The 19,465-nt window shown below is 72.7% G+C and carries 13 protein-coding genes and 1 pseudogene; 7 read left to right on the top strand and 7 right to left on the bottom strand.

Annotated elements, in window-relative coordinates:
- The first annotated feature begins 70 nt into the window (after nucleotides 1-70).
- Nucleotides 71-5,143, top strand: a complete 5,073-nt coding sequence (locus tag O7625_RS01335; RefSeq protein WP_282343697.1) for an NAD-glutamate dehydrogenase — start codon at nucleotides 71-73, stop codon at nucleotides 5,141-5,143.
- 97 nt (nucleotides 5,144-5,240) lie between these two features.
- Here O7625_RS01335 and O7625_RS01330 read toward each other — a convergent pair whose 3' ends face one another.
- The gene (locus O7625_RS01330) at nucleotides 5,241-5,960 is read right to left on the bottom strand and encodes a class F sortase (protein ID WP_282346769.1); all 720 of its coding nucleotides are present in this window, start codon (nucleotides 5,958-5,960) and stop codon (nucleotides 5,241-5,243) included.
- 1 nt (nucleotide 5,961) lies between these two features.
- Nucleotides 5,962-7,053, bottom strand: a complete 1,092-nt coding sequence (locus O7625_RS01325) for a hypothetical protein (RefSeq protein ID WP_282343695.1) — start codon at nucleotides 7,051-7,053, stop codon at nucleotides 5,962-5,964.
- Nucleotides 7,054-7,600: 547 nt separating this feature from the next.
- On the opposite strand from O7625_RS01325, the gene O7625_RS01320 reads away from it, so the two are divergent.
- Nucleotides 7,601-9,403: a glycoside hydrolase family 6 protein gene (locus O7625_RS01320; protein ID WP_282343693.1), complete on the top strand. Its 1,803-nt coding sequence runs from the start codon at nucleotides 7,601-7,603 to the stop codon at nucleotides 9,401-9,403.
- Nucleotides 9,404-9,664: 261 nt separating this feature from the next.
- Here the strand turns inward: O7625_RS01320 and O7625_RS01315 are convergent, their stop codons facing one another.
- The 5 genes and pseudogenes from O7625_RS01315 to O7625_RS01295 all read right to left on the bottom strand — a co-directional run bounded on the left by O7625_RS01315 (nucleotide 9,665) and on the right by O7625_RS01295 (nucleotide 13,998).
- Entirely contained in the window at nucleotides 9,665-10,051 is a 387-nt protein-coding gene (locus O7625_RS01315; protein WP_282343691.1) for a hypothetical protein, read from the bottom strand.
- A 75-nt stretch (nucleotides 10,052-10,126) separates the two neighbouring features.
- The gene (locus O7625_RS01310; RefSeq protein ID WP_282343690.1) at nucleotides 10,127-10,432 is read right to left on the bottom strand and encodes a hypothetical protein; all 306 of its coding nucleotides are present in this window, start codon (nucleotides 10,430-10,432) and stop codon (nucleotides 10,127-10,129) included.
- Nucleotides 10,433-10,464: 32 nt separating this feature from the next.
- Nucleotides 10,465-12,123, bottom strand: coding sequence for a sodium:solute symporter family protein (locus tag O7625_RS01305; RefSeq protein WP_282343689.1), 1,659 nt, complete (start codon nucleotides 12,121-12,123; stop codon nucleotides 10,465-10,467).
- Between the two features lie 665 nt (nucleotides 12,124-12,788).
- A pseudogene (locus tag O7625_RS30225) lies at nucleotides 12,789-13,007 on the bottom strand (hypothetical protein); the annotation flags it as partial.
- Between the two features lie 397 nt (nucleotides 13,008-13,404).
- On the bottom strand, nucleotides 13,405-13,998 hold the full coding sequence (locus O7625_RS01295; protein ID WP_282343687.1) for a hypothetical protein: 594 nt from the start codon (nucleotides 13,996-13,998) through the stop codon (nucleotides 13,405-13,407).
- 422 nt (nucleotides 13,999-14,420) lie between these two features.
- Between O7625_RS01295 and O7625_RS01290 the strand changes: the two genes are divergently transcribed.
- The 5 genes from O7625_RS01290 to O7625_RS01270 all read left to right on the top strand — a co-directional run bounded on the left by O7625_RS01290 (nucleotide 14,421) and on the right by O7625_RS01270 (nucleotide 19,392).
- Nucleotides 14,421-16,784 carry a nitrate- and nitrite sensing domain-containing protein gene (locus O7625_RS01290; RefSeq protein WP_282343685.1) on the top strand — a complete coding sequence of 788 codons (2,364 nt, stop codon included), beginning with the start codon at nucleotides 14,421-14,423 and terminating at the stop codon, nucleotides 16,782-16,784.
- Entirely contained in the window at nucleotides 16,784-17,206 is a 423-nt protein-coding gene (locus tag O7625_RS01285; RefSeq protein ID WP_067302975.1) for a roadblock/LC7 domain-containing protein, read from the top strand. The genes O7625_RS01290 and O7625_RS01285 overlap by 1 nt, the downstream gene beginning before the upstream one ends.
- On the top strand, nucleotides 17,196-17,585 hold the full coding sequence (locus O7625_RS01280; protein ID WP_282267611.1) for a DUF742 domain-containing protein: 390 nt from the start codon (nucleotides 17,196-17,198) through the stop codon (nucleotides 17,583-17,585). The genes O7625_RS01285 and O7625_RS01280 overlap by 11 nt, the downstream gene beginning before the upstream one ends.
- On the top strand, nucleotides 17,566-18,168 hold the full coding sequence (locus O7625_RS01275) for an ATP/GTP-binding protein (protein WP_067302980.1): 603 nt from the start codon (nucleotides 17,566-17,568) through the stop codon (nucleotides 18,166-18,168). The genes O7625_RS01280 and O7625_RS01275 overlap by 20 nt, the downstream gene beginning before the upstream one ends.
- A 192-nt stretch (nucleotides 18,169-18,360) precedes the next feature.
- Nucleotides 18,361-19,392 (top strand): lactonase family protein, encoded by a 1,032-nt coding sequence (locus O7625_RS01270; protein WP_282343683.1) that lies wholly within the window; start codon nucleotides 18,361-18,363, stop codon nucleotides 19,390-19,392.
- Nucleotides 19,393-19,465 lie beyond the last annotated feature (73 nt).

The raw sequence follows: 19,465 nt of genomic DNA, 5'->3' as shown, positions 1-19,465 counted from the left end.
AACGGCAGGGCCTATGGTGGGGCGGCAGAGTGACCCACAACGCGGTGGGTCGTCGAGGGGAGTGGCACCGATGGACCGGCGTCCGGCGATCAAACCGGTACCCGACCTCCGGCAGGGCGACACGGGCCGGGACGACAGCTTCGATTCGGCGACCGACGGGGACAGTCCACCCGGCGGGGACGGCTACGGTCGACTCGACACAGGCGTGACCGGGATGACCGGTTCGAGCGTCGACACCCTCTACGACCTGGGCCTTCCGGTGGAAGTGCTCGGCGACGACGTGGAGGACGCCGCACTCGACGAGCCGGTGCCCAACGCGGAGCGCCTGGTCGCCCAGGCGGTGGCGCTGGCCGGTGACGACCACGACGCGGCGACCCTGGTGGGGCGGTTCTGGCGGTTCGCGCCGGACGAGGAGCTGATCGGGTTCACCGCCGAGGAGATGCTCGACGCGGCCCGCGCGCACCGGGACCTGGCCCAGCAGCGGGTGCCGGGCGAGCTGAAGCTGCGCATCCACTCGCCCGACGCCGACCAGCACCACACCGTCGTCGAGATCGTCACCGACGACATGCCGTTCCTGGTCGACTCGGTGACCGCCCTGCTCAACGCGCACCACCTCGACGTACACCTGCTGGTGCACCCGCTGGTGGTGGTCCGGCGGGAGCCGCTGGGCCGGCTGACCGAGGTCTCCGCCGACGTGGAGCCGGACGACGCGATCGCCGGTGACCTGGTCGAGAGCTGGATGCGGATCGAGATCGACCCGGTCCGCGACGCGGACCAGCGCGACCAGTTGCGCCGCGAGTTGCAGCGGGTGCTCACCGACGTGCGGGAGGCCGTCGAGGACTGGCCCAAGATGCGTCAACGGGCGTTGGCCCTGGCCGACGAGCTGGCCGCGGCTCGGACGGCGGACGACCGCCCGCCGGTGCCGGAGAAGGACATCACCGACTCGGTGGAGCTGCTGCGCTGGCTGGCCCACGACCACTTCACCTTCCTCGGCTACCGGGAGTACCGGCTGGTCGACTCCGGTGGTCAGGGCGGCCCGGCGCTGGAGGCGGTGCTCGGCACCGGCCTGGGCATCCTGCGGTCGGACTCGCCGGAGGCGCGGGCGCTGTCGTCGATGACGCCGGAGGCGCACGAGAAGGTGATGGAGAAGCGGCTGCTGATCATCACCAAGGCGAACTCCCGGGCCACGGTGCACCGTTCGGCCTACCTGGACTACATCGGGTTCAAGATCTTCGACGAGGCCGGCGAGGTGGTCGGCGAGCGGCGGTTCCTGGGCCTGTTCTCCACCGCGGCGTACCGGACCAGTGTGCGGGAACTGCCGGTGGTCCGCCGCAAGGTGGCCGAGGTGCTGGACCGCTCGGGGCTGAGCCAGCGCAGTCACTCCGGCAAGGACCTGCTCCAGATCCTGGAGACCTACCCGCGCGACGAGCTGTTCCAGATCAAGACCGACGACCTGTACCACGCGGTGGTCGGCGTGCTGCGGATGGCCGGCCGCCGGCAGCTGCGGGTGTTCCTGCGCCGCGACGCGTACGGGCGGTTCATCTCCTGCCTGATCTACCTGCCCCGGGACCGGTTCACCACCCAGAACCGGCTACGGATGCAGGACATCCTGCTGCGCGAGCTGAACGGCGTCGGGGTGGACTACACCACCCGGGTGACCGAGTCGATGCTGGCCCGGGTGCACTTCATCGTGCGGACCGACCCGAACCGGCCGCCCGGGGAGATCGACGCCGACCTGCTCGCCGAGGAGTTGGCCGACGCCACCCGGCTCTGGGACGACGACTACCGCCTGGTGCTGGAGCGCAAGCTCGGCGACGAGCAGTCGAAGCACCTGTTCACCCGGTACGCCGACGCGTTCCCGGAGGGCTACAAGGACGGGCACACGCCGTACGAGGCGATGAAGGACCTGGCCAAGCTGGAGCTGCTGGAGGAGCCCGGCCAGCTGGAGATGCACCTGTTCCGCAAGCAGTGGGCGCCCCGGCCGGGGCAGCGCGACACCGGCGCCGACGAGGCGATGGACGTGCGGTTCAAGGTCTACCGCTACGGCGAGCCGATGATGCTCTCCGCCGTGCTGCCGGTGCTGCACTCGTTGGGCGTCCGGGTGGTCGACGAGCACCCGTACGAGGTGGACCGGATCGACGGCCGGGTCTTCCTGTACGACTTCGGGCTGCGGCTGCCCGAGGGGCACCAGGAGCTGGCCGAGGTGCGCCCGCACGTGGAGAACGCCTTCGCCGCCGCCTGGCGGGGTGAGGCCGAGGTGGACGGCTTCAACGAGCTGGTGCTGCGCGGCGGCCTCACCTGGCGGCAGGTGGTGGTGCTGCGGGCCTACGCGAAGTACCTGCGGCAGACCGGGGCGGTGTTCTCGCAGGAGTACATGGAGCAGACCTTCATCGCGTACCCGCGGATCGCGGCGCTGCTGGTGGAGCTGTTCGAGGTGCGGTTCGCCCCGGACGGGCGCGACGCCGGGCAGCGCCGGGAGCGCAGCGGCGAACTGGTCGACGCGGTCGGCGTCGCCCTGGACGACGTGGCCAGCCTCGACCAGGACCGCATCCTGCGCGCCTACCTGACGCTGATCCAGGCCACCCTGCGGACCAGCTTCTACCAGAAGCGCGCCGACGGGCGGCCCAAGCCGTACGTGGCGTTCAAGCTGGACCCGCAGTCCATTCCGGACCTGCCGGCGCCCCGGCCCAAGTTCGAGATCTTCGTGTACTCGCCCCGGTTCGAGGGCGTGCACCTGCGGTACGGGCCGGTGGCCCGGGGCGGGCTGCGCTGGTCCGACCGGCGGGAGGACTTCCGTACCGAGGTGCTCGGCCTGGTCAAGGCGCAGATGGTGAAGAACGCGGTGATCGTGCCGGTGGGCGCCAAGGGCGGCTTCGTGCTCAAGCAGAAGCCGGGCGACCGGGACGAGGCGGTCGCCTGCTACCAGGAGTTCGTCGGCGCGATGCTCGACGTCACCGACAACATCGTCGCCGGGGAGATCGTCCCCCCGGCGGACGTGGTGCGGCACGACCCGGACGACCCCTACCTGGTGGTCGCGGCGGACAAGGGCACCGCCACGTTCTCCGACATCGCCAACCAGATCTCGGCGGCGCACGGCTTCTGGCTGGGCGACGCGTTCGCCTCCGGCGGCTCCGCCGGCTACGACCACAAGAAGATGGGCATCACCGCCCGGGGCGCCTGGGAGTCGGTCAAGCGGCACTTCCGCGAGCTGGGCCACGACACCCAGACCCAGGACTTCACCGTGGTGGGGGTCGGCGACATGTCCGGCGACGTGTTCGGCAACGGGATGCTGCTCTCCGAGCACATCCGGCTGGTGGCCGCGTTCGACCACCGGCACATCTTCCTCGACCCGGATCCGGATGCCGCGACGTCGTTCCGGGAGCGCAAGCGCCTGTTCGACCTGCCCCGCTCGTCCTGGGAGGACTACGACCGCGCGCTGATCAGCGAGGGCGGCGGGATCCACCCGCGTACCGCCAAGTCGGTGCCGCTCTCGCCGCAGGTGCGCGCGGTGCTCGGCCTCGACGACGACGTCACGCAGCTCAGCCCGGCGGAGCTGATGAAGGCGATCCTCACCGCGCCGGTGGACCTGTTCTGGAACGGCGGCATCGGCACCTACGTCAAGGCGTCCAGCCAGACCAACGCCGAGGTGGGCGACAAGTCCAACGACGCGATCCGGGTGGACGGCAGGAGCCTGCGGTGCCGCGTCGTCGGCGAGGGCGGCAACCTGGGCTGCACCCAGCACGGCCGGATCGAGTACGCGGCTGGCGGCGGCCGGATCTACACCGACTTCATCGACAACGCGGCCGGGGTGGACTGCTCCGACCACGAGGTGAACATCAAGATCCTGCTCAACACGGCGGTCGCCGACGGCGCGCTGGACGTCCCCGCCCGCGACGAGCTGCTGGCCCAGATGACCGACGAGGTCGCCGAGCTGGTGCTGCGGGACAACTACGACCAGGCGCGGGCGATCAACAACTCGCAGGCCCAGGCCGCCTCGCTGCTGCCGGTGCACCGCCGGATGATCAGCGAGCTGGAACGGGCCGGCCAGCTCGACCGGGCGCTGGAGGCGCTGCCCCCGGACGAGGAGCTGGCGGTACGCACCGAGTCCGGGTTGACCGCGCCGGAGTTCGCCGTGCTCCTGGCGTACGTGAAGATCGTGCTGGAGCGGGAGATCCTGGCCGAGGGCCTCGCGGACGAGGAGTGGACGACCAGGGTGCTGGTCGACTACTTCCCCACGCCGATGCGCGAGCGGTTCGCCGACCGGATGGCCCAGCACCGGCTGCGCCGGGACATCGTCACCACCGTCCTGGTCAACGAGGCGATCAACCGGGGCGGCATCTCGTTCGTCTTCCGGGTCGTCGAGGAGACGGCCGCGTCGGCGGCCGACGTGATCCGGGCGTACGTGGTGGTCCGGGAGGTCTTCGGGCTGCGCGAGCTGTGGGACGCCGTCGAGGCGCTGGACAACCGGGTCTCGCCGGAGCTGCAGACCAGCGTCTATCTGGACACCCGGCGGCTGCTCGACCGGGCGGTGCGCTGGCTGGTGAGCAACCGGCGCTCGCCGATCGACGTGCCGGCCGAGATCGAGCGGCTCCGCGACGGGGTGGCCCGGCTGCTGCCCGACCTCCAGGACCGGTTCCACGGCAGCGAACGGGAGTCGCTGCGGGCGCACATCGACGCGATGACCGCCCGGGGTCTGCCGTCCGGCCTGGCCGAGCAGGCGACCCGGCTGATGTACAGCTTCGGGTTGCTGGACGTGGTGGAGACGGCGCGCACCAGCGGGCGGGACGTCGGCGAGGTGGCCTCGGTCTACTTCGTGCTCTCCGACCGGTTCCGGGTGGACTCGCTGCTGTCGAAGATCTCCCTGCTGCCCCGGGAGGACCGCTGGCAGACGCTGGCCCGGATGGCGCTGCGGTACGACCTGTACGCCGCGTTGGCCGCGCTCACCGGGGAGGTGCTCGACTCCACGGCCGGTGACCTGTCGCCGCAGGAGCGGGTGCTCCAGTGGGAGCAGTCGAACGCCACCTCGATCCACCGGGCGCACCGGGCGATGGGGGAGTTCGACGAGTCGCGGGCCGACCTCGCGTCGCTGTCGGTGCTGCTCCGGCAGATCCGTACCCTGGTGCGGACGTCGGCGGCGGCCTGACGGTACGGCGACCCGCGCCCCCGGTTCGTCACCGGGGACGCGGGTCGGTGTGCTGCCGCCGGGTGGGGTGCCCGCGCGGCGGTGGACGGGTGCCGGGTCAGGACGTCAGCGTCGCGAAGACGATCACGTTGTCCCGGTAGCTGGCGGCGCTCTCGTCGAACTGGCCGCCGCAGGTCACCACCCGCAGTCCGGGCCGGTCGTTCGGGCCGTATACCAGCTCGGTGGGGAACTGCTCCTTGGGGTAGGACCGCACCTCGTCGACGGTGAAGGTGGCGGTGCTGCCGTCGGCCCGGGAGACCGCGACGAGGTCGCCCGGCAGGAGCGCGCCGAGTTGGAAGAAGACCGCCGGCCCGAGCTTCGCCGAGTCGACGTGCCCGACGATCACCGCGTTGCCGGTCTCGCCGGGGCTGGTGCCGGGCTCGTACCAGCCGGCCCGCTGGGCCTGCTCCAGCGGGGGCACCTGGACCGTGCCGTCCGGGTTGGTGCCCAGCGGCATGATCTCCGCGTTCACCCCGATCTTCGGGATCGTGATGGTGGTGGGGGCGGACCGGGGCAGCGGGTCGGGGCCCGCCGGCGCGCTGGCGTCGGCCGGGGTGCCGGCGTCCGGGTCGTCGACCGGCCCGGCGTCCGGGTCGGTGGCCGCCGGGGCGGTCTGCGGCGCGGCCTGGGCCGCCGGCTGCGGCGGACGCGGCGGGGGCGTGGTACGCAGGGACGCGCCGACGAGGCCGGAACCGGCCATGGCGAGCAGGACGACGACGGCCGCGCCGGCGGCTCGCCACGGTCTCCCGTGACGGCCGCCGGCCCGTGTCGCCGTCAGGTCAGCCGAGCTCATCGGCCCGACGCCGACGCATCAGCACGATGCCGCCGAGGGCAGCCGCGCCGATCATGCCCGCCCCGCCGGCGACCATGCTCCGGTCGGCACCGGTGGTGGTCATCCCACCGTCGCCGCCGTCGACGTGCCCCCTCGGCAGGACGACCAGTTCGCCCTCGCCGCACGAGCCGTTCAGCTCGTACCGGCCCGGACGGGCGTCCCGGGAGACCTCGGCCTCGCCGTAGTAGACGAAGTCCTTCTTGTGCTCCCAGCCGCCCTCGTCCTTGCCGTGGTCGTACTCCTCGTCCTCGCCGTACCCGTCGTGGCCCAGCCAGTCGTCCTCGTCGGACTCCTCGCCGTAGCCCGGCTTGCCGTGCTCGCCGGACTCTTCGCCGGGCTTGCCGTGCTCCTCGCCGGGCTTGCCGTGCTCTTCTCCCGGCTTGCCGTGTTCGCCGGACTCTTCGCCCGGCTTGCCGTGCTCCTCGCCCGGCTTGCCGTGCTCTTCTCCCGGCTTGCCGTGTTCGCCGGACTCCTCGCCGGGCTTGCCGTGCTCTTCACCGGGCTTGCCGTGCTCGTCGCCCTTGCCCTCGTCGCCCTTGCCGCCGTGGTCCGGACCCTGGTCGGCGGCCATGAAGCCACCGCCCCGGCCGCCGGCCGGTGGCTGCCCGCCGTCGGCCGGCGGCTGTCCACCCTCGGCCGGCGGTTGCGGCTTGGGGCCGTTGTCGTCGGGGCCCTTGCCGTCAGGACCCTTGCCGTGGTCCTCGCCCTTGCCTTCTTCGCCCTTGCCGTGGTCCTCGCCCTTGCCCTCGTCGTCCTTCCAGTCACCGTGGTCCTCACCCCGGCCCTCGGCCGGCTTGAGCTTGACCTTGCCGGTGACCTTGGACCAGACGAAGGCGTGCTCCTGCGCCTCCGGGCAGATCTCGATGAGCTTGACCTCTTCGCCGGGCTTGACGACGTGCGGCTTGGCGAAGACCTTGCCGTCCCGGCTCTCGCCGTCGTGGTGACCGTCCGCGAACGCGATCCCCGGCGTGAATACCAGAAGGGACGCGCCACCGAGAGCGGCACCCGCGACGACCTTCCCGAGCATCTTGTTAGCCATGACCTGCGTCACTCCATCCCCTGTTGTCCTGAGCCCGACGACAGTCGAGCTATGACCAACGTTAGACGGTTTCACGACTTATTCGGGGAAAGATTCGTGTTTTCGGCTTTAACGATGGTGCGGGGCATAAGGGGGCTAGGTGGCCTGTGTTGGCATTTGCCGCCCCGGCGCGCGGTTGGTGCGCTGCCGGCCGAGCTGGGCGGGGATACCCTCGTGGGGGCCGGAGTGCCGGTCCGGGCGTTGCGGGCAGGTTGCCGCAAGGTATCGAGCCATTGCCATGGAAGCGCTCCCATGCAAGAATCCCTACACGCGGTTCGGGGAGCCACACCGCGCACGGCAGAGGTCGAGGGCAACCGGTGCACCGGACGACATCGCCGCCGACCGGTCCCACGGGGCCGGTGCAGCTCGCCACCACCACGCCCGCCCCCCGGGTCGGGCACCCCCCGAGATGTCCCGTTGGCGCCGGGCTCGTCCGTACCTCAGGACGCTCACGCGCCACTTGCCGGTCCCCACGCGGTGCCGGTCTCGCCCAAGGAGTGCAAAAGGCATGAATCTGTGGAGAAGTATGTCCGCCCGACGCCGGGCGTTCGCCCTCACCGGGGCGAGCGTGCTGGTCGCGGGCGGGCTGGTGACCATCCCGGTCACCGCGGCGCAGGCCGCCACCCAGTGCAGCATCGACTACACCACCAACGACTGGTCCGGCGGCTTCACCGCGAGCGTCACCATCCGCAACGTGGGTGACCCGATCAGCAACTGGACCCTCGGCTTCACCTTCCCCAACAGCAGCCAGCGGGTGACCCAGGGCTGGTCGGCCAGGTGGTCGCAGAGCGGCCAGAACGTGACCGCCACCAACGAGTCCTACAACGGCTCGCTGGGTCGCGGCGGCAGCACCACCCTCGGCTTCAACGGCTCGTGGAGCGGCAGCAACCCCAAGCCGACCTCGTTCACCCTGAACGGGGTGGTCTGCGGCGGTGTCACGCCGACGACGCCTCCGCCCACCACCACCCCTCCGCCGACGACGCCTCCGCCCACCACGCCTCCGCCGACGACGCCGCCGCCCACCACCCCACCGCCCACCACGCCCCCGCCGGGGCAGAAGGTGGACAACCCGTACGCCGGGGTCAAGGGTTACGTGAACCCGGAGTGGAAGGCCCACGCGGACGCCGAGGCGGGTGGCAGCCGGATCTCCAACAACCCGACCGCGGTGTGGCTGGACCGGATCGCCGCGATCAACGGCACCACCGACAGCAGCTCCAACGGTGCGATGGGCGTCAAGGACCACCTGGACGCGGCCCTGGCCCAGGGTGCCGGCTACATCCAGTTCGTGATCTACAACCTGCCCGGCCGGGACTGCTCGGCGCTCGCCTCCAACGGTGAGCTGGCCGCCGACGAACTGCCGCGCTACAAGTCGGAGTACATCGACCCGATCGCCGCGATCCAGAGCCAGGCCAAGTACGCCAGCCTGCGGATCATCAACATCGTCGAGATCGACTCGCTGCCGAACCTGGTCACCAACACCTCCGGCAACGCCGGTGGCACGGTGCAGTGTGACGTGGTGAAGGCCAACGGCGCGTACGTCAACGGTGTCGGCTACGCCCTGTCCAAGCTGGGCCCGATCGGCAACGTCTACAACTACATCGACGCCGGTCACCACGGCTGGCTGGGTTGGGACACCAACTTCGGCCCGACCGCCGACATCCTGAAGACCGCCGCCGTCGCCTCCGGCAGCAACGTCAACTACGTGCACGGCTTCATCACCAACACGGCGAACTACTCCGCCCTGAAGGAGCCGTACATCAAGATCACCGACTCGGTGAACGGCCAGACCGTCCGCCAGTCCAAGTGGATCGACTGGAACTACTACGTCGACGAGCTGTCGTTCGCCCAGGCGTTCCGCGACAAGCTGGTCTCGGTCGGCTTCAACAGCAACATCGGCATGCTGATCGACACCTCCCGTAACGGCTGGGGCGGCACCGCCCGGCCCACCGGCCCGGGCGCGTCGACCAGCGTCGACACCTACGTCAACGGTGGTCGCGTCGACCGTCGCCTCCACGCCGGCAACTGGTGCAACCAGGCCGGTGCGGGTCTCGGCGAGCGGCCGAAGGCCAACCCCGAGCCGGGCATCGACGCCTACGTCTGGGTCAAGCCCCCGGGTGAGTCCGACGGCTCCAGCTCCCTCATCCCGAACAACGAGGGCAAGGGCTTCGACCGGATGTGCGACCCGACCTACACCGGTAACGCCCGTAACGGCAACAGCATGAGCGGCGCCCTGCCCAACGCGCCGATCTCCGGTGCCTGGTTCTCCGCTCAGTTCCAGGAGCTCATGAAGAACGCCTACCCGGCGCTCTGACGGACCTGCCCGCCGCGGCTGGAGTGAGGCACTGACGCGGTAGGGCGCACCCGGGCCCCCGGTCCGACCGAGAGGTCGGACCGGGGGCCCACCCGTGGTACCGGCGTCCCCGTGGGGTGACGGATGGCGCGCGGGCCACACCGTGGCACGGACCCGGCTCGAAGCCCGCAGCGGAGCCGGATTCGCCCGGCTCGAAGCCCGCAGCGGAGCCGAATGCGCCCCGGCGCGGCAGCGCCCGCAGCGGAGCCCGAACCCGCAGGGTCAGGGCACCGTCCGCTCCACCGCGGCCCGGCCCAGTTCGGCCAGGTCACGGCGGGCCCGTTCCAGGTTCGCCGGCGTCAGGTCCTGACCGCGTGCCATCACCAGGTCCTCCGGCTCCCAGGGCTGTTCGGCCCCGGTGCGGATCTCGTCCCCACCGGCCCCGGTGCCGGTGCCGGTCGCCCCGGTGCCGGCGGCGTACGGGTCACCGATCAGGTCCGCGGTCGGAGCGTCGGCCGCCGCCGTCCGGCCGTCCGGCTCGACGAACGACGGGTTCGCCGGGTCGACGCCACCGGCCCGGGTCATCTGCGGCACGGTGGAGTCGTCGTCCACCGCGGCGGCCACCTCCGGGCGCTCCTCCAGCGGTCGGTTCGGGTCACGATCGGTCATGGTGCCGCCCTCCTGTCCCAGACGCGTTCCCGCGCCCCGGGTACCCCGTCCGGGCGACCCCATGCCGGGCGCGGATCAGACCTCCCGGGCCTCCTCGGCAGTGGGCGGCACCACCGGACGCAGCCACTGCCAGGCCAGCATGAGCAGTCCGAAGACCAGCATCGCCAGCCCGGCCCACAGGTTGATCCGGACGCCCTGCGCCTTGTCGATCTGGGCAGCCGAGTCGAAGAGGCCGACCAGCCCGACGATCACGCCGTACGCGACGAAGAGGCCACCGATCACCCGGCGGATGTCGAACAGCCGGGCGGCGGCGGACCGCTTCCGTTCGTTCTCGGTCTCGGCGACCCGCGGGTCGTTCGCCCGCTCGCTGTGCTGGTCCATGGCCTACGCCTCCCTCTCGTGACGGACCGGGCTCAGAAGACCGGGATGTAGAAGAGCACGGCCAGCACCAGCGCGATCGCGCCGAGCAGCACCGGCGACCGCCACCAGACCTGGTCCCCGGCGAGCACGTCGCCCTTCAGGTCGACCCCGCCCATCCCGTAGACCAGACCCTGCAACTCCTCGGCCCGCTTGGGGCGGGTCAGCGGGGTGACCACCGCCGCCACCACGGCGACCGTGACGAACGCGATGCCCGCGCCCCAGAAGCTCTCCTCCAGGTCGGAGTTGAAGTGCACCACGCCGGCCTTGTAGAGCAGGTAGGTCGCCAGCGCGGCCAGCGTGCCCGCCAGCAGCGACCAGAAACCGGCCAGCGCGCTCATCCGCCGCCAGAACATGCCGATGATGAACGTCGCGAAGAGCGGGGCGTTGAACAGCGAGAAGAGCGCCTGGATGTAGTTCATGATGTTGCTGAACCCGGCGGCGATGAACGCGGTACCGATGCCCACCACCACGCCGACGACGGTGGCGATCCGGCCGATCCGGATGTAGTACTCGTCGGACCGCTCCCTGCGGACGTACGCCTGCCAGATGTCGTAGGTGAAGACGGTGTTGAAGCCGCTGATGTTGGCCGCCATGCCGGCCATGAACGAGGCGACCAGACCGGTGACCGCGATCCCGAGCACCCCGTTGGGCAGCAGGTCGCGCATCAGCAGCGGGATCGCGTTGTTGTAGACCAGGTCACCGGACTCGGCACCGAGCCCCTTGACGGTGACCAGCGCGATCAGGCCGGGGATCACGGTGACCACCGGGATGACCAGCTTCGGGTACGCGGCGATGATCGGCGTACGCCGGGCGGCGCTCATGTTCTTGGCCGACAACGCCCGCTGCACCTCGGCGAAGTTGGTGGTCCAGTAGCCGAAGGAGAGCACGAAACCGAGCCCGAACACGATGCCCAGCCAGTGCGCGCCGAGCGGGTTGGCGGTGCTGCCGGTGCCCTCCCAGGCGTGCAGCCCGGCCTCACCCAGCTTGGAGTCGCGGACCGACGCCATCAGGCCGGACCAGCCGCCCACCTTGACCAGGCCGATGACGGTGATCGGCACCAGGCCGGCGATGATGACGAAGAACTGGAGCACCTCGTTGTAGATCGCGCCGGAGAGCCCGCCGACGGTGATGTAGGCCAGCACGATCGCCGCGCCGACGACGATCGCCAGCCAGAGCGGCCAGCCGAGCAGCGCCTGCATGATCAGCGCCAGCGCGTACAGGTTGACCCCGGCGATCAGCACCTGGGCCACCGCGAAGCTGATCGCGTTCAGCAGGTGGGTCGGGCGGTTGAACCGCAGCCGCAGGTACTCCGGGACGCTGCGGACCCGGGAGCCGTAGTAGAACGGCATCATCACGATGCCCAGGAAGATCATCGCCGGTACGGCGCCGATCCAGTAGTAGTGGACCGTCATGATGCCGTACTGCGCGCCGTTGGCGGCCATCCCGATGATCTCCAGGGCGCCCAGGTTGGCCGAGACGAAGGCCAGACCGGTCACCCAGGCGGGCAGCGAGCGCCCGGAGAGGAAGAAGTCGACGCTGGTACGGATCGCCCGGCGGGCGGCGAAGCCGACGCCCAGCACGGTGACGAAGTAGAGCGCCAGGATCCCGTAGTCCAGCGCGTTCATGTCGAGTCTGAGCCCGGCACCGTCCATCGCCCGCCACCCTTCCGCCGCGTCGTCGGCACTCGCCGGGCGCGCTATTACCCTCCGTGCGGGCTTTCATGCCGTCCGTCCGGGTCGATTCGGCGTCGACCCGGCGACGCCCCGGCCGGGAGTGGCTCCGGCCGGGGCGTCGCGTGGCGGTGTCGTCGGTCCGGTGCCCGTCAGCGACCCAGCACCCGGTCCAGGAAGTCGCGGTACTGGCGGACCGCCACCCGGAGCTGCTCGGTGTCGGCCTCACCGGCACCCTGCCAGCCACCCAGCTTCTCCTTCTGCGCGGCGAGCGCCTCGGAGAGGGACCGGATGGCCTCCTCGACGAGCGACTGCGCCTCGCCGGCGGCGGCCCGGGGGTCGTCGACGAACCGGAGCTGCACGTCGCGCCACCGGTCCCGGAAGCCCTGCGCGGCGTCCGTCTCGAACAGGGTGGCGGCGTCACTGGGCACGTTCCCGGTGCCGGGTCCGTCGGTCTCCGCCGCGGCCGCCGCGCCGGCCGCGCCACCGGCCGCCGCTGTCGCCGTCGCCCCGGAGGGGGTCGGGTCCGGGTCGGCCACGACCGGGGTGGCGCTGCCGTCACCGGCCAGGTCGGTGGTGTCCCGGTCGGGCGCGGCCGGGGCATCGCCGCCGGCCGTCCACCGGTCCCGGTCGTGGATCCGGTCCGCCGCGGTGGGGTCGGCCCGCTCGTCGTCGAACGGCCCGGTCCGCCCCGGAGCCCCGTCGCCGGGCAGCGCGGTGTGCTCGTCCCGGGCGTCCCGCTCGTCCTGCGCTCCGCCGGCCAGGGCCGACGCGGCGACCGCGTCGCCCACGCTGGTCGCCCCGAAGGCGGTGGGCAGCGGGGCCGGCTCGTGGAACTCCGGCCGCCGGTCCCCGTCGCGGTCGGCCACACCGTCGCGGTCGGCCGGGGTATCCCGTTCGCTCACGGCGTCCCGGTCGACCACGGTGTCCCGGTCGCCGGTGCGGTCCCGGTCGTGCGCGTCGTCCCGGTCGACCACGGTGTCCGGGTCGTTCGCCCGGTGCCGGTCGTGCGCGTCGTCCCGGTCGGCGTCGTCCAGCGGGTACGGGCGGGTGCCGTCCCGGTCGTCGTCGGTCCCCGGCCCGTCGAAGGTGCCCCGGTCGTCGAGCGCGTCCTCGGGCGTCCCGGCGTGCCGGTCCCGGCCGTGCCGGCCGGTGGTGGCGTCCCCGGCGGCCGGCGGCGGAACCGCCACCGGAGCGGACCGGACGACCTCCGGGTGGTCGTTGTTGAGCTGCTGCTCGTCCTGGCGCATGGCGGTGGTCTCCTCAGCGGGTGGTGGCGTCCTGCGGGCTGTCCGGGTGCGGCTGCTGCTGGGGGCGGGGTCCGACCGGTTCCTCACCCAGCAGGTCGGCGAAGAGTGCCCGGTAGTGGACGACGGCCTGGCGGAGGTCCTCGGTGCCGGCCTCGTCGCGCTCGTTGCGCAGCCGGATCTCGTGCGCCTCCCGGTAGTGGGTCAGCGTGCGGGCGTGCTCCACGGAGAGGTGGGCGACCTGCTCGGAGAACTCGCCGGTCGGGTAGCCGCGATCGGCGATCAGCCGGCTGACCAGCTCGTCGGCGTCGGCGACGGTCTCGGCCGGGGCGTCGACGAAACGGACCTGGAGCTCCTCCCAGGCGGCGGCGTAGCGGGCGCGGTCCTGCGGGTCGAGCGGGGTGAGTTCCAGCTCCGCGTGGCGGCGCTCCCGCTCGCGCAGCTCCCGTTCGGCGGCGCCCCGGCTGTCCTGCTCCGCGACCACCCGGTCGTACTCCGGGCCGAACCGGGACCTCAGGGCACGTCGGCGGTTGGCCATCACGGCCACGGCGACCAGCGCCGCCACCACCAGTACGACGAGAACCAGTAGGACTATCTGCGTGGGCGACATGGCTCCTCCTTCGCCCCGGGGTATTCCCTCCCCGCACTGATCACCAATCCCGATCCGGCGAATTTCCTCCGCCGCCCGCCCACCGGAGCATGACGAACCGGGCACGGCGCCCGTCCGCGGGCGATCGGGTGACGAATGCCCGGCAGGTTTTTCCGCCGCTCCGCACGGGCGGACGGCCGCCGTCGCGTGAGCCGACGGGCCGCCGCCGATGCCTGATCAGCCCGGCTGCGGCCGGCTCCGGTGTCAGGAACCGGGCGTTGCGGCACCAACGACGCAGCGGTGACGCCGGGGGACGCACGGTAGTGCTGGGCGTCAGGATTACGTATTCTGCCCACGGTGCCGCGCCGGTGCCCGGCGCCGATGCCGGACCCGCCCGGTCGGTGCCGGCGTCACCGCCGACACACCCGCCCAGGCGAGGATTCATGGACACCCGCGACTGGCCGATCCGCGCCAAGCTGACCGCCCTGGTCGTCACCCCGGTGGCCGCCCTGCTGGCGCTCTGGATCTTCGCCACCACGCTGACCTTCGGGCCGGCGCTGGATCTGCTCGCCGCCCGTACCCTGCTGGCTGACTTCGGCCGCCCCGGCGAACGGGTGGTGGCCGAGCTGCAACGCGAGCGCCGGGCCTCGGTGATCCAACTGGCCGGCACCGACACCCTGCCCGCCCTCGCCGAGCAGCGGCGACGGACCGACGAGGCGATCGTCGAGCTGCGTCGGCGGATGGACAGCGAGGCGCTCCGCGACGCGGCCGGCGACCTGCTCGACGCCCGGCTCACCACGCTCGGGGCCGCCCTGGAGGCGCTGCCGGCCGGTCGGGGCTTCATCGACCGCCGACAGGTCGACCGGGCCGGGGTGATCGGCCTGTACAGCGGCATGATCTCGTCGGCGTTCCAGGCGTTCGCCGCCACCGCGGCCCTGCCCGACGCCGAGCTGAACCGGCAGGCGCTCGCCCTGACCGCGATCGGCCGTTCCCGCGAGCTGCTCGGCCAGACCGACGCGGTGCTGGCCGGCGCCCTGGTCACCGGCCGGTTCACCGAGGGGGAGCACCTGCGGCTGGTCCGGACCATCGCCAACGAGAGGTTCCTCGCCGAGACGGCCGTGGCCGACCTGCCGCCCACCGGTCGGGCCGCCTACCAGCGGCTGGTGGCGGGGGAGGCGTTCGTCCGGCTGCGCACCATGCAGGAGCGGGTGCTGAGCGCCGGCCCGTCCGCCGCCCCGCCGGTCGACGCGCGGGAGTGGCAGACCAGTCAGGAGGCGGTCCAGCAGGAGCTGCGCGACTTCGAGCTGAGCCAGGCCGACCGGCTGGCCGAGCGCTCCGTGCCGGTCGCCGTGACGATCCTGGCCCGGCTCGGTGTCGCCGGGGTGCTGGGGCTGGCCGCGATCGTGGTCTCGCTGCTGGTCGCCTTCCGGGTCGGCCGGACGCTGGCCCGCCGGTTGACCGCGGTACGCGGGGCCGCGCTGGAGCTGGCCGAGCACCGGCTGCCCGACGTGGTGGCCCGGTTGCGCCGGGGCGAGCAGGTCGACGTGGCCCGGGAGGCCCCGCCGCTGTCCCACGGCGCGGACGAGATCGGCGACGTCAGCCGGGCGTTCACCGACGTCAGCCGGGTGGCGGTCCGGTCGGCGATCGACGAGGTGACGCTGCGCCGGGGGTTGAACGAGGTCTTCCTCAACCTCGCCCGGCGCAGCCAGGGGCTGGTGCACCGGCAGCTCGCCGTGCTCGACCGGATGGAGCGCCGCGCCGAGGATCCGGACGAGCTGGCCGAGCTGTTCCGGGTCGACCACCTGGCCACCCGGCTGCGCCGGCACGCCGAGGACCTGGTCATCCTGGCCGGGGCCGCGCCGGGGCGGGGCTGGCGACAGCCGGTCGCCCTGCTGGACGTGCTGCGGGGCGCGACCTCCGAGGTCGAGGCGTACGAGCGGGTGGACATCGGTCGGGTCGAGCCGGCCGGGCTGCTCGGCCGGGCCGTCGCCGACGTCATCCACCTGCTCGCCGAGCTGATCGAGAACGCCACCGCGTTCTCGCCGCCGGAGCGCCGGGTCGAGGTGACCGGGACGGCGACGGCCGACGGCTACCTGGTCGAGATCGTCGACCACGGGCTCGGGATGTCCCCGCAGGCCGTCGAGGACGCCAACCGCCGACTGGCCACGCCGCCGGAGTTCGACCCGGCCGACAGCGCCCGGCTCGGCCTGTTCGTGGTGTCCCGGCTGGCCGCCCGGCACGACGTCGGGGTCACCCTGCGCGCCGGGATGCCGGTCGGGCTCACCGCGCTGGTGCGCCTCCCGGCCGACCTGATCACCGAGGAACCGGAGATCTCCCCGCCGGCCCGGGACCGGCCGGCGACGTCGGTGTCCCGGCTGACCACCCTGCCCCGGCCGCCCCGCACCGCCCCGGACCGGGCGGAGCAGACCGCGCTGCCGTTCGCCCCGGCCCGTACCTCGTCGGTGGAGGCCGCGGTCGACGGTGACAGCCTGCCCCGGCGGGTCCGGCGGCGCGGGCCGGCGGCCCGGCCGCGTACCCCGGCCGGGCACGACACGCCCAGCGCCCGGTCGCCCGAGGAGGTGCGGCGGCAGATGTCGGCCCTCCAGGCCGGCACCGCCCGGGGACGCCTGGACAGCAGCGGCGTCCACCCGGTGTCGACGGCCCGGCCCGGCCCGGCCGACGGCGACCCGGGGCGGGCCGGCGACGCCGGGCCACCCCTGCCGCCTTCCGGCGACACCGGAGCACCCCCGCCGCCTTCCGGCCCGGCGGCGACGCCCGATTCGACCGCGACTGAGAGGGACGCCTAGTGGTGCACACGACACGGCAGAACGCCGACCTCGGCTGGTTGCTCGACGAACTGGTGGACCGGGTGCCGGCGGCCCGGCAGGCGGTGGTCCTCTCCGCCGACGGCCTGCTGCTCGGCGCGTCCGCCGGGCTGGAACGCTCGGACGCCGAGCACCTCTGTGCGCTGGCGTCGGGCTTCTCCAGCCTGGCCAAGGGGGCCAGCCGGCAGCTCGCCGCCGGGGGCGTCCGGCAGACGGTGGTGGAGATGGAGGAGGCGTACCTCTTCGTGACCGCCGCCGGGCAGGGCGCCTGCCTGGCGGTGGCCTGCGCGGCGGACGCCGACATCGGCCTGGTGGCGTACGAGATGGCGATGCTGGTCGTCCGGGTCGGCGAGAACCTGACCGCACCGACCAGAGCGGCGGCGGGGATCGCCGATGCGGGCTGAGCAGCCGGGTTCCCAGCACGAGTGGCTGGACGCCGCGGCCGGCCCGGTCGTCCGCCCGTACACCCTCACCGGCGGTCGGGTGCGGCCCGCCGTCGGTGGCTTCGACCTGGTGGCCTTCGTCCTGGCCGCGGCCGGTGTCGACCCGTACGGCCAGTCGGGTCTGCAACCGGAGCACCGCCGGCTGGTGGAGTGCGCCCGGCAGCCGGTGGCGGTCGTGGATCTCGCCGCCGACCTGGACCTCGCCCTCGGGGTGGTCCAGGTCCTCCTCGGTGACCTGATCGCCCGCGGGCTGGTCACCGTGCACCAACCGCCGGCCGCCGCCGGCCTTCCCGACGACGACATTCTCAAGGCGGTGGTCAGTGGACTACGTGCGCTCTGATCGCGACTCCTCAGCGGGCCGGCTCCCGCTGGCTCTCAAGATCCTCATTGCCGGTGGCTTCGGCGCCGGCAAGACGACGCTGGTGAGTGCGCTCAGCGAGGTACGGCCGTTGCAGACCGAGGAGGTGCTGACCGACGCCGGCATCGGCACCGACGACCTCTCCGGGGTGGAGGGGAAGTCGACCACCACGGTGGCGATGGACTTCGGTCGGATCACCATCACCGACGATCTCCAGGTCTACCTGTTCGGCACCCCGGGGCAGGACCGGTTCTGGTTCCTCTGGGACGAGTTGGCCTTCGGCGCGCTCGGCGCGGTGGTGCTGGCCGACACTCGCCGGCTGGCCGACTGCTTCCCGTCGATCGACTACTTCGAGCAGCGTGGCATCCCGTTCGTGGTAGGGGTCAACTGCTTCGAGGACACCCGCCGGTTCGGCGCCGAAGCGGTCCGGCAGGCGCTGGACATCGAACCGGACGTGCCGGTGGTGCTCTGCGACGCGCGGGACCGGCAGTCCGGCAAACTGGTGTTGATCTCGCTGGTGGAGCACGTGGCCCGGCAGCGCGGCGAACCGGTGCCGGTAGGCTGACCCGCCCGGCCTCCCGGCCCCGGTCGGCCGGCCCCGGTCGGCCCCGGTCGGCCCCGGCCCGGCGCTGCGTGGTGCGGTGGGGCCGGGCGGCCCGGCCGCCGGTGCGGCGGGGAAATCCGGGAATCAGGGGTGACGGCCGGCGATTCCGGGAAGCCTGGGGGTCGACGGCGCGGATCGACGGAGGGTGGTTCGGTGACGGGCACGATCGTCCACATCGGCGGTTACACGGCGGACACGGGTGGCCGCGGGGAGGGTATCGTCGCCGCTCGGCGGGATCCGGAGTCGGGAAGGCTGACCCCGCTCGGCACGGTCGCGGTGACCCCGGCGCCGTCCTTCCTCGTGCGGCATCCCGCCCGGCCGGTGCTGTACGCGGTCAACGAGCTGCCCGAGGGGCAGGTCAGCGCCTTCGACGTCGACCCCGACGGCGGCCTGACCCCGCTGGGGGTTTGGTCCACCGGGGGCGCCGAGCCGGCCCACCTGGCGGTCGCCCCCGACGGCGGGCACCTCTTCGTCGCCAACTACGGCGGGGGCAGCGTCGCCGTCCTGCCGCTGGACGCCCGGGGGGTGCCCGGGGAGCGCACCGACCTGCTGGTCCACCAGGGGCACGGCCCGGATCCGGAGCGTCAGGAGCAGGCGCACTGCCACATGGTGTCGCCCGACCCCGGCGGCGGCCCGCTGCTCGCCGTCGACCTGGGCACCGATTCGATCTACCGGTACGACCTGGACGCCGTCACCGGCCGGCTCGTCCCGCGTGACCCCCGGGTGCGGACGGTCCCCGGCACCGGCCCCCGTCATCTGGCCCGGCACCCGGACGGGCGGCGCTGCTGGCTCGCCGGTGAGCTGGACGCGACGGTGACCGCCTACCAGCTGACCGACGAGGCGACGCTGCACCAGCGGGGGCGGGTGGACGCCAGCGCGCGGACCGGTCACGTCCAGCCGTCGGAGATCCTGGTCGGGCCGGACGGCCGGTTCCTCTACCTGGGCAACCGCGGGGTGGGCACGGTGGCGGTCTTCGCCCTCGACGGGGAGCTGCCCCGACTGGTCGACGAGGTGGAGACCGGCGGGGAGTGGCCCCGGCACTTCGCGCTGACCGGCGGGCACCTCTATGTTGCCGACGAGCGGGCTGACATGATCCGGGTGTTTTGGGTCGACCCCGACTCGGGCGTGCCGTCACCGGTGGGCGAGCCGGTGTCCGTTCCCAGCCCGACCTGCGTGCTGCCCTGACGTACGGCCGTCTGACGTGCGGCCGTCCGGTTTGGACCGGGCCACGTCACGAGATGGGTCGATTACGCAGAGT

The sequence above is a fragment of the Micromonospora sp. WMMD714 genome (genome assembly GCF_029581315.1).
GTDB classification, from domain to species: Bacteria; Actinomycetota; Actinomycetes; order Mycobacteriales; family Micromonosporaceae; genus Micromonospora; species Micromonospora rifamycinica.
This window is presented reverse-complemented; position numbering and strand designations above follow the sequence as displayed.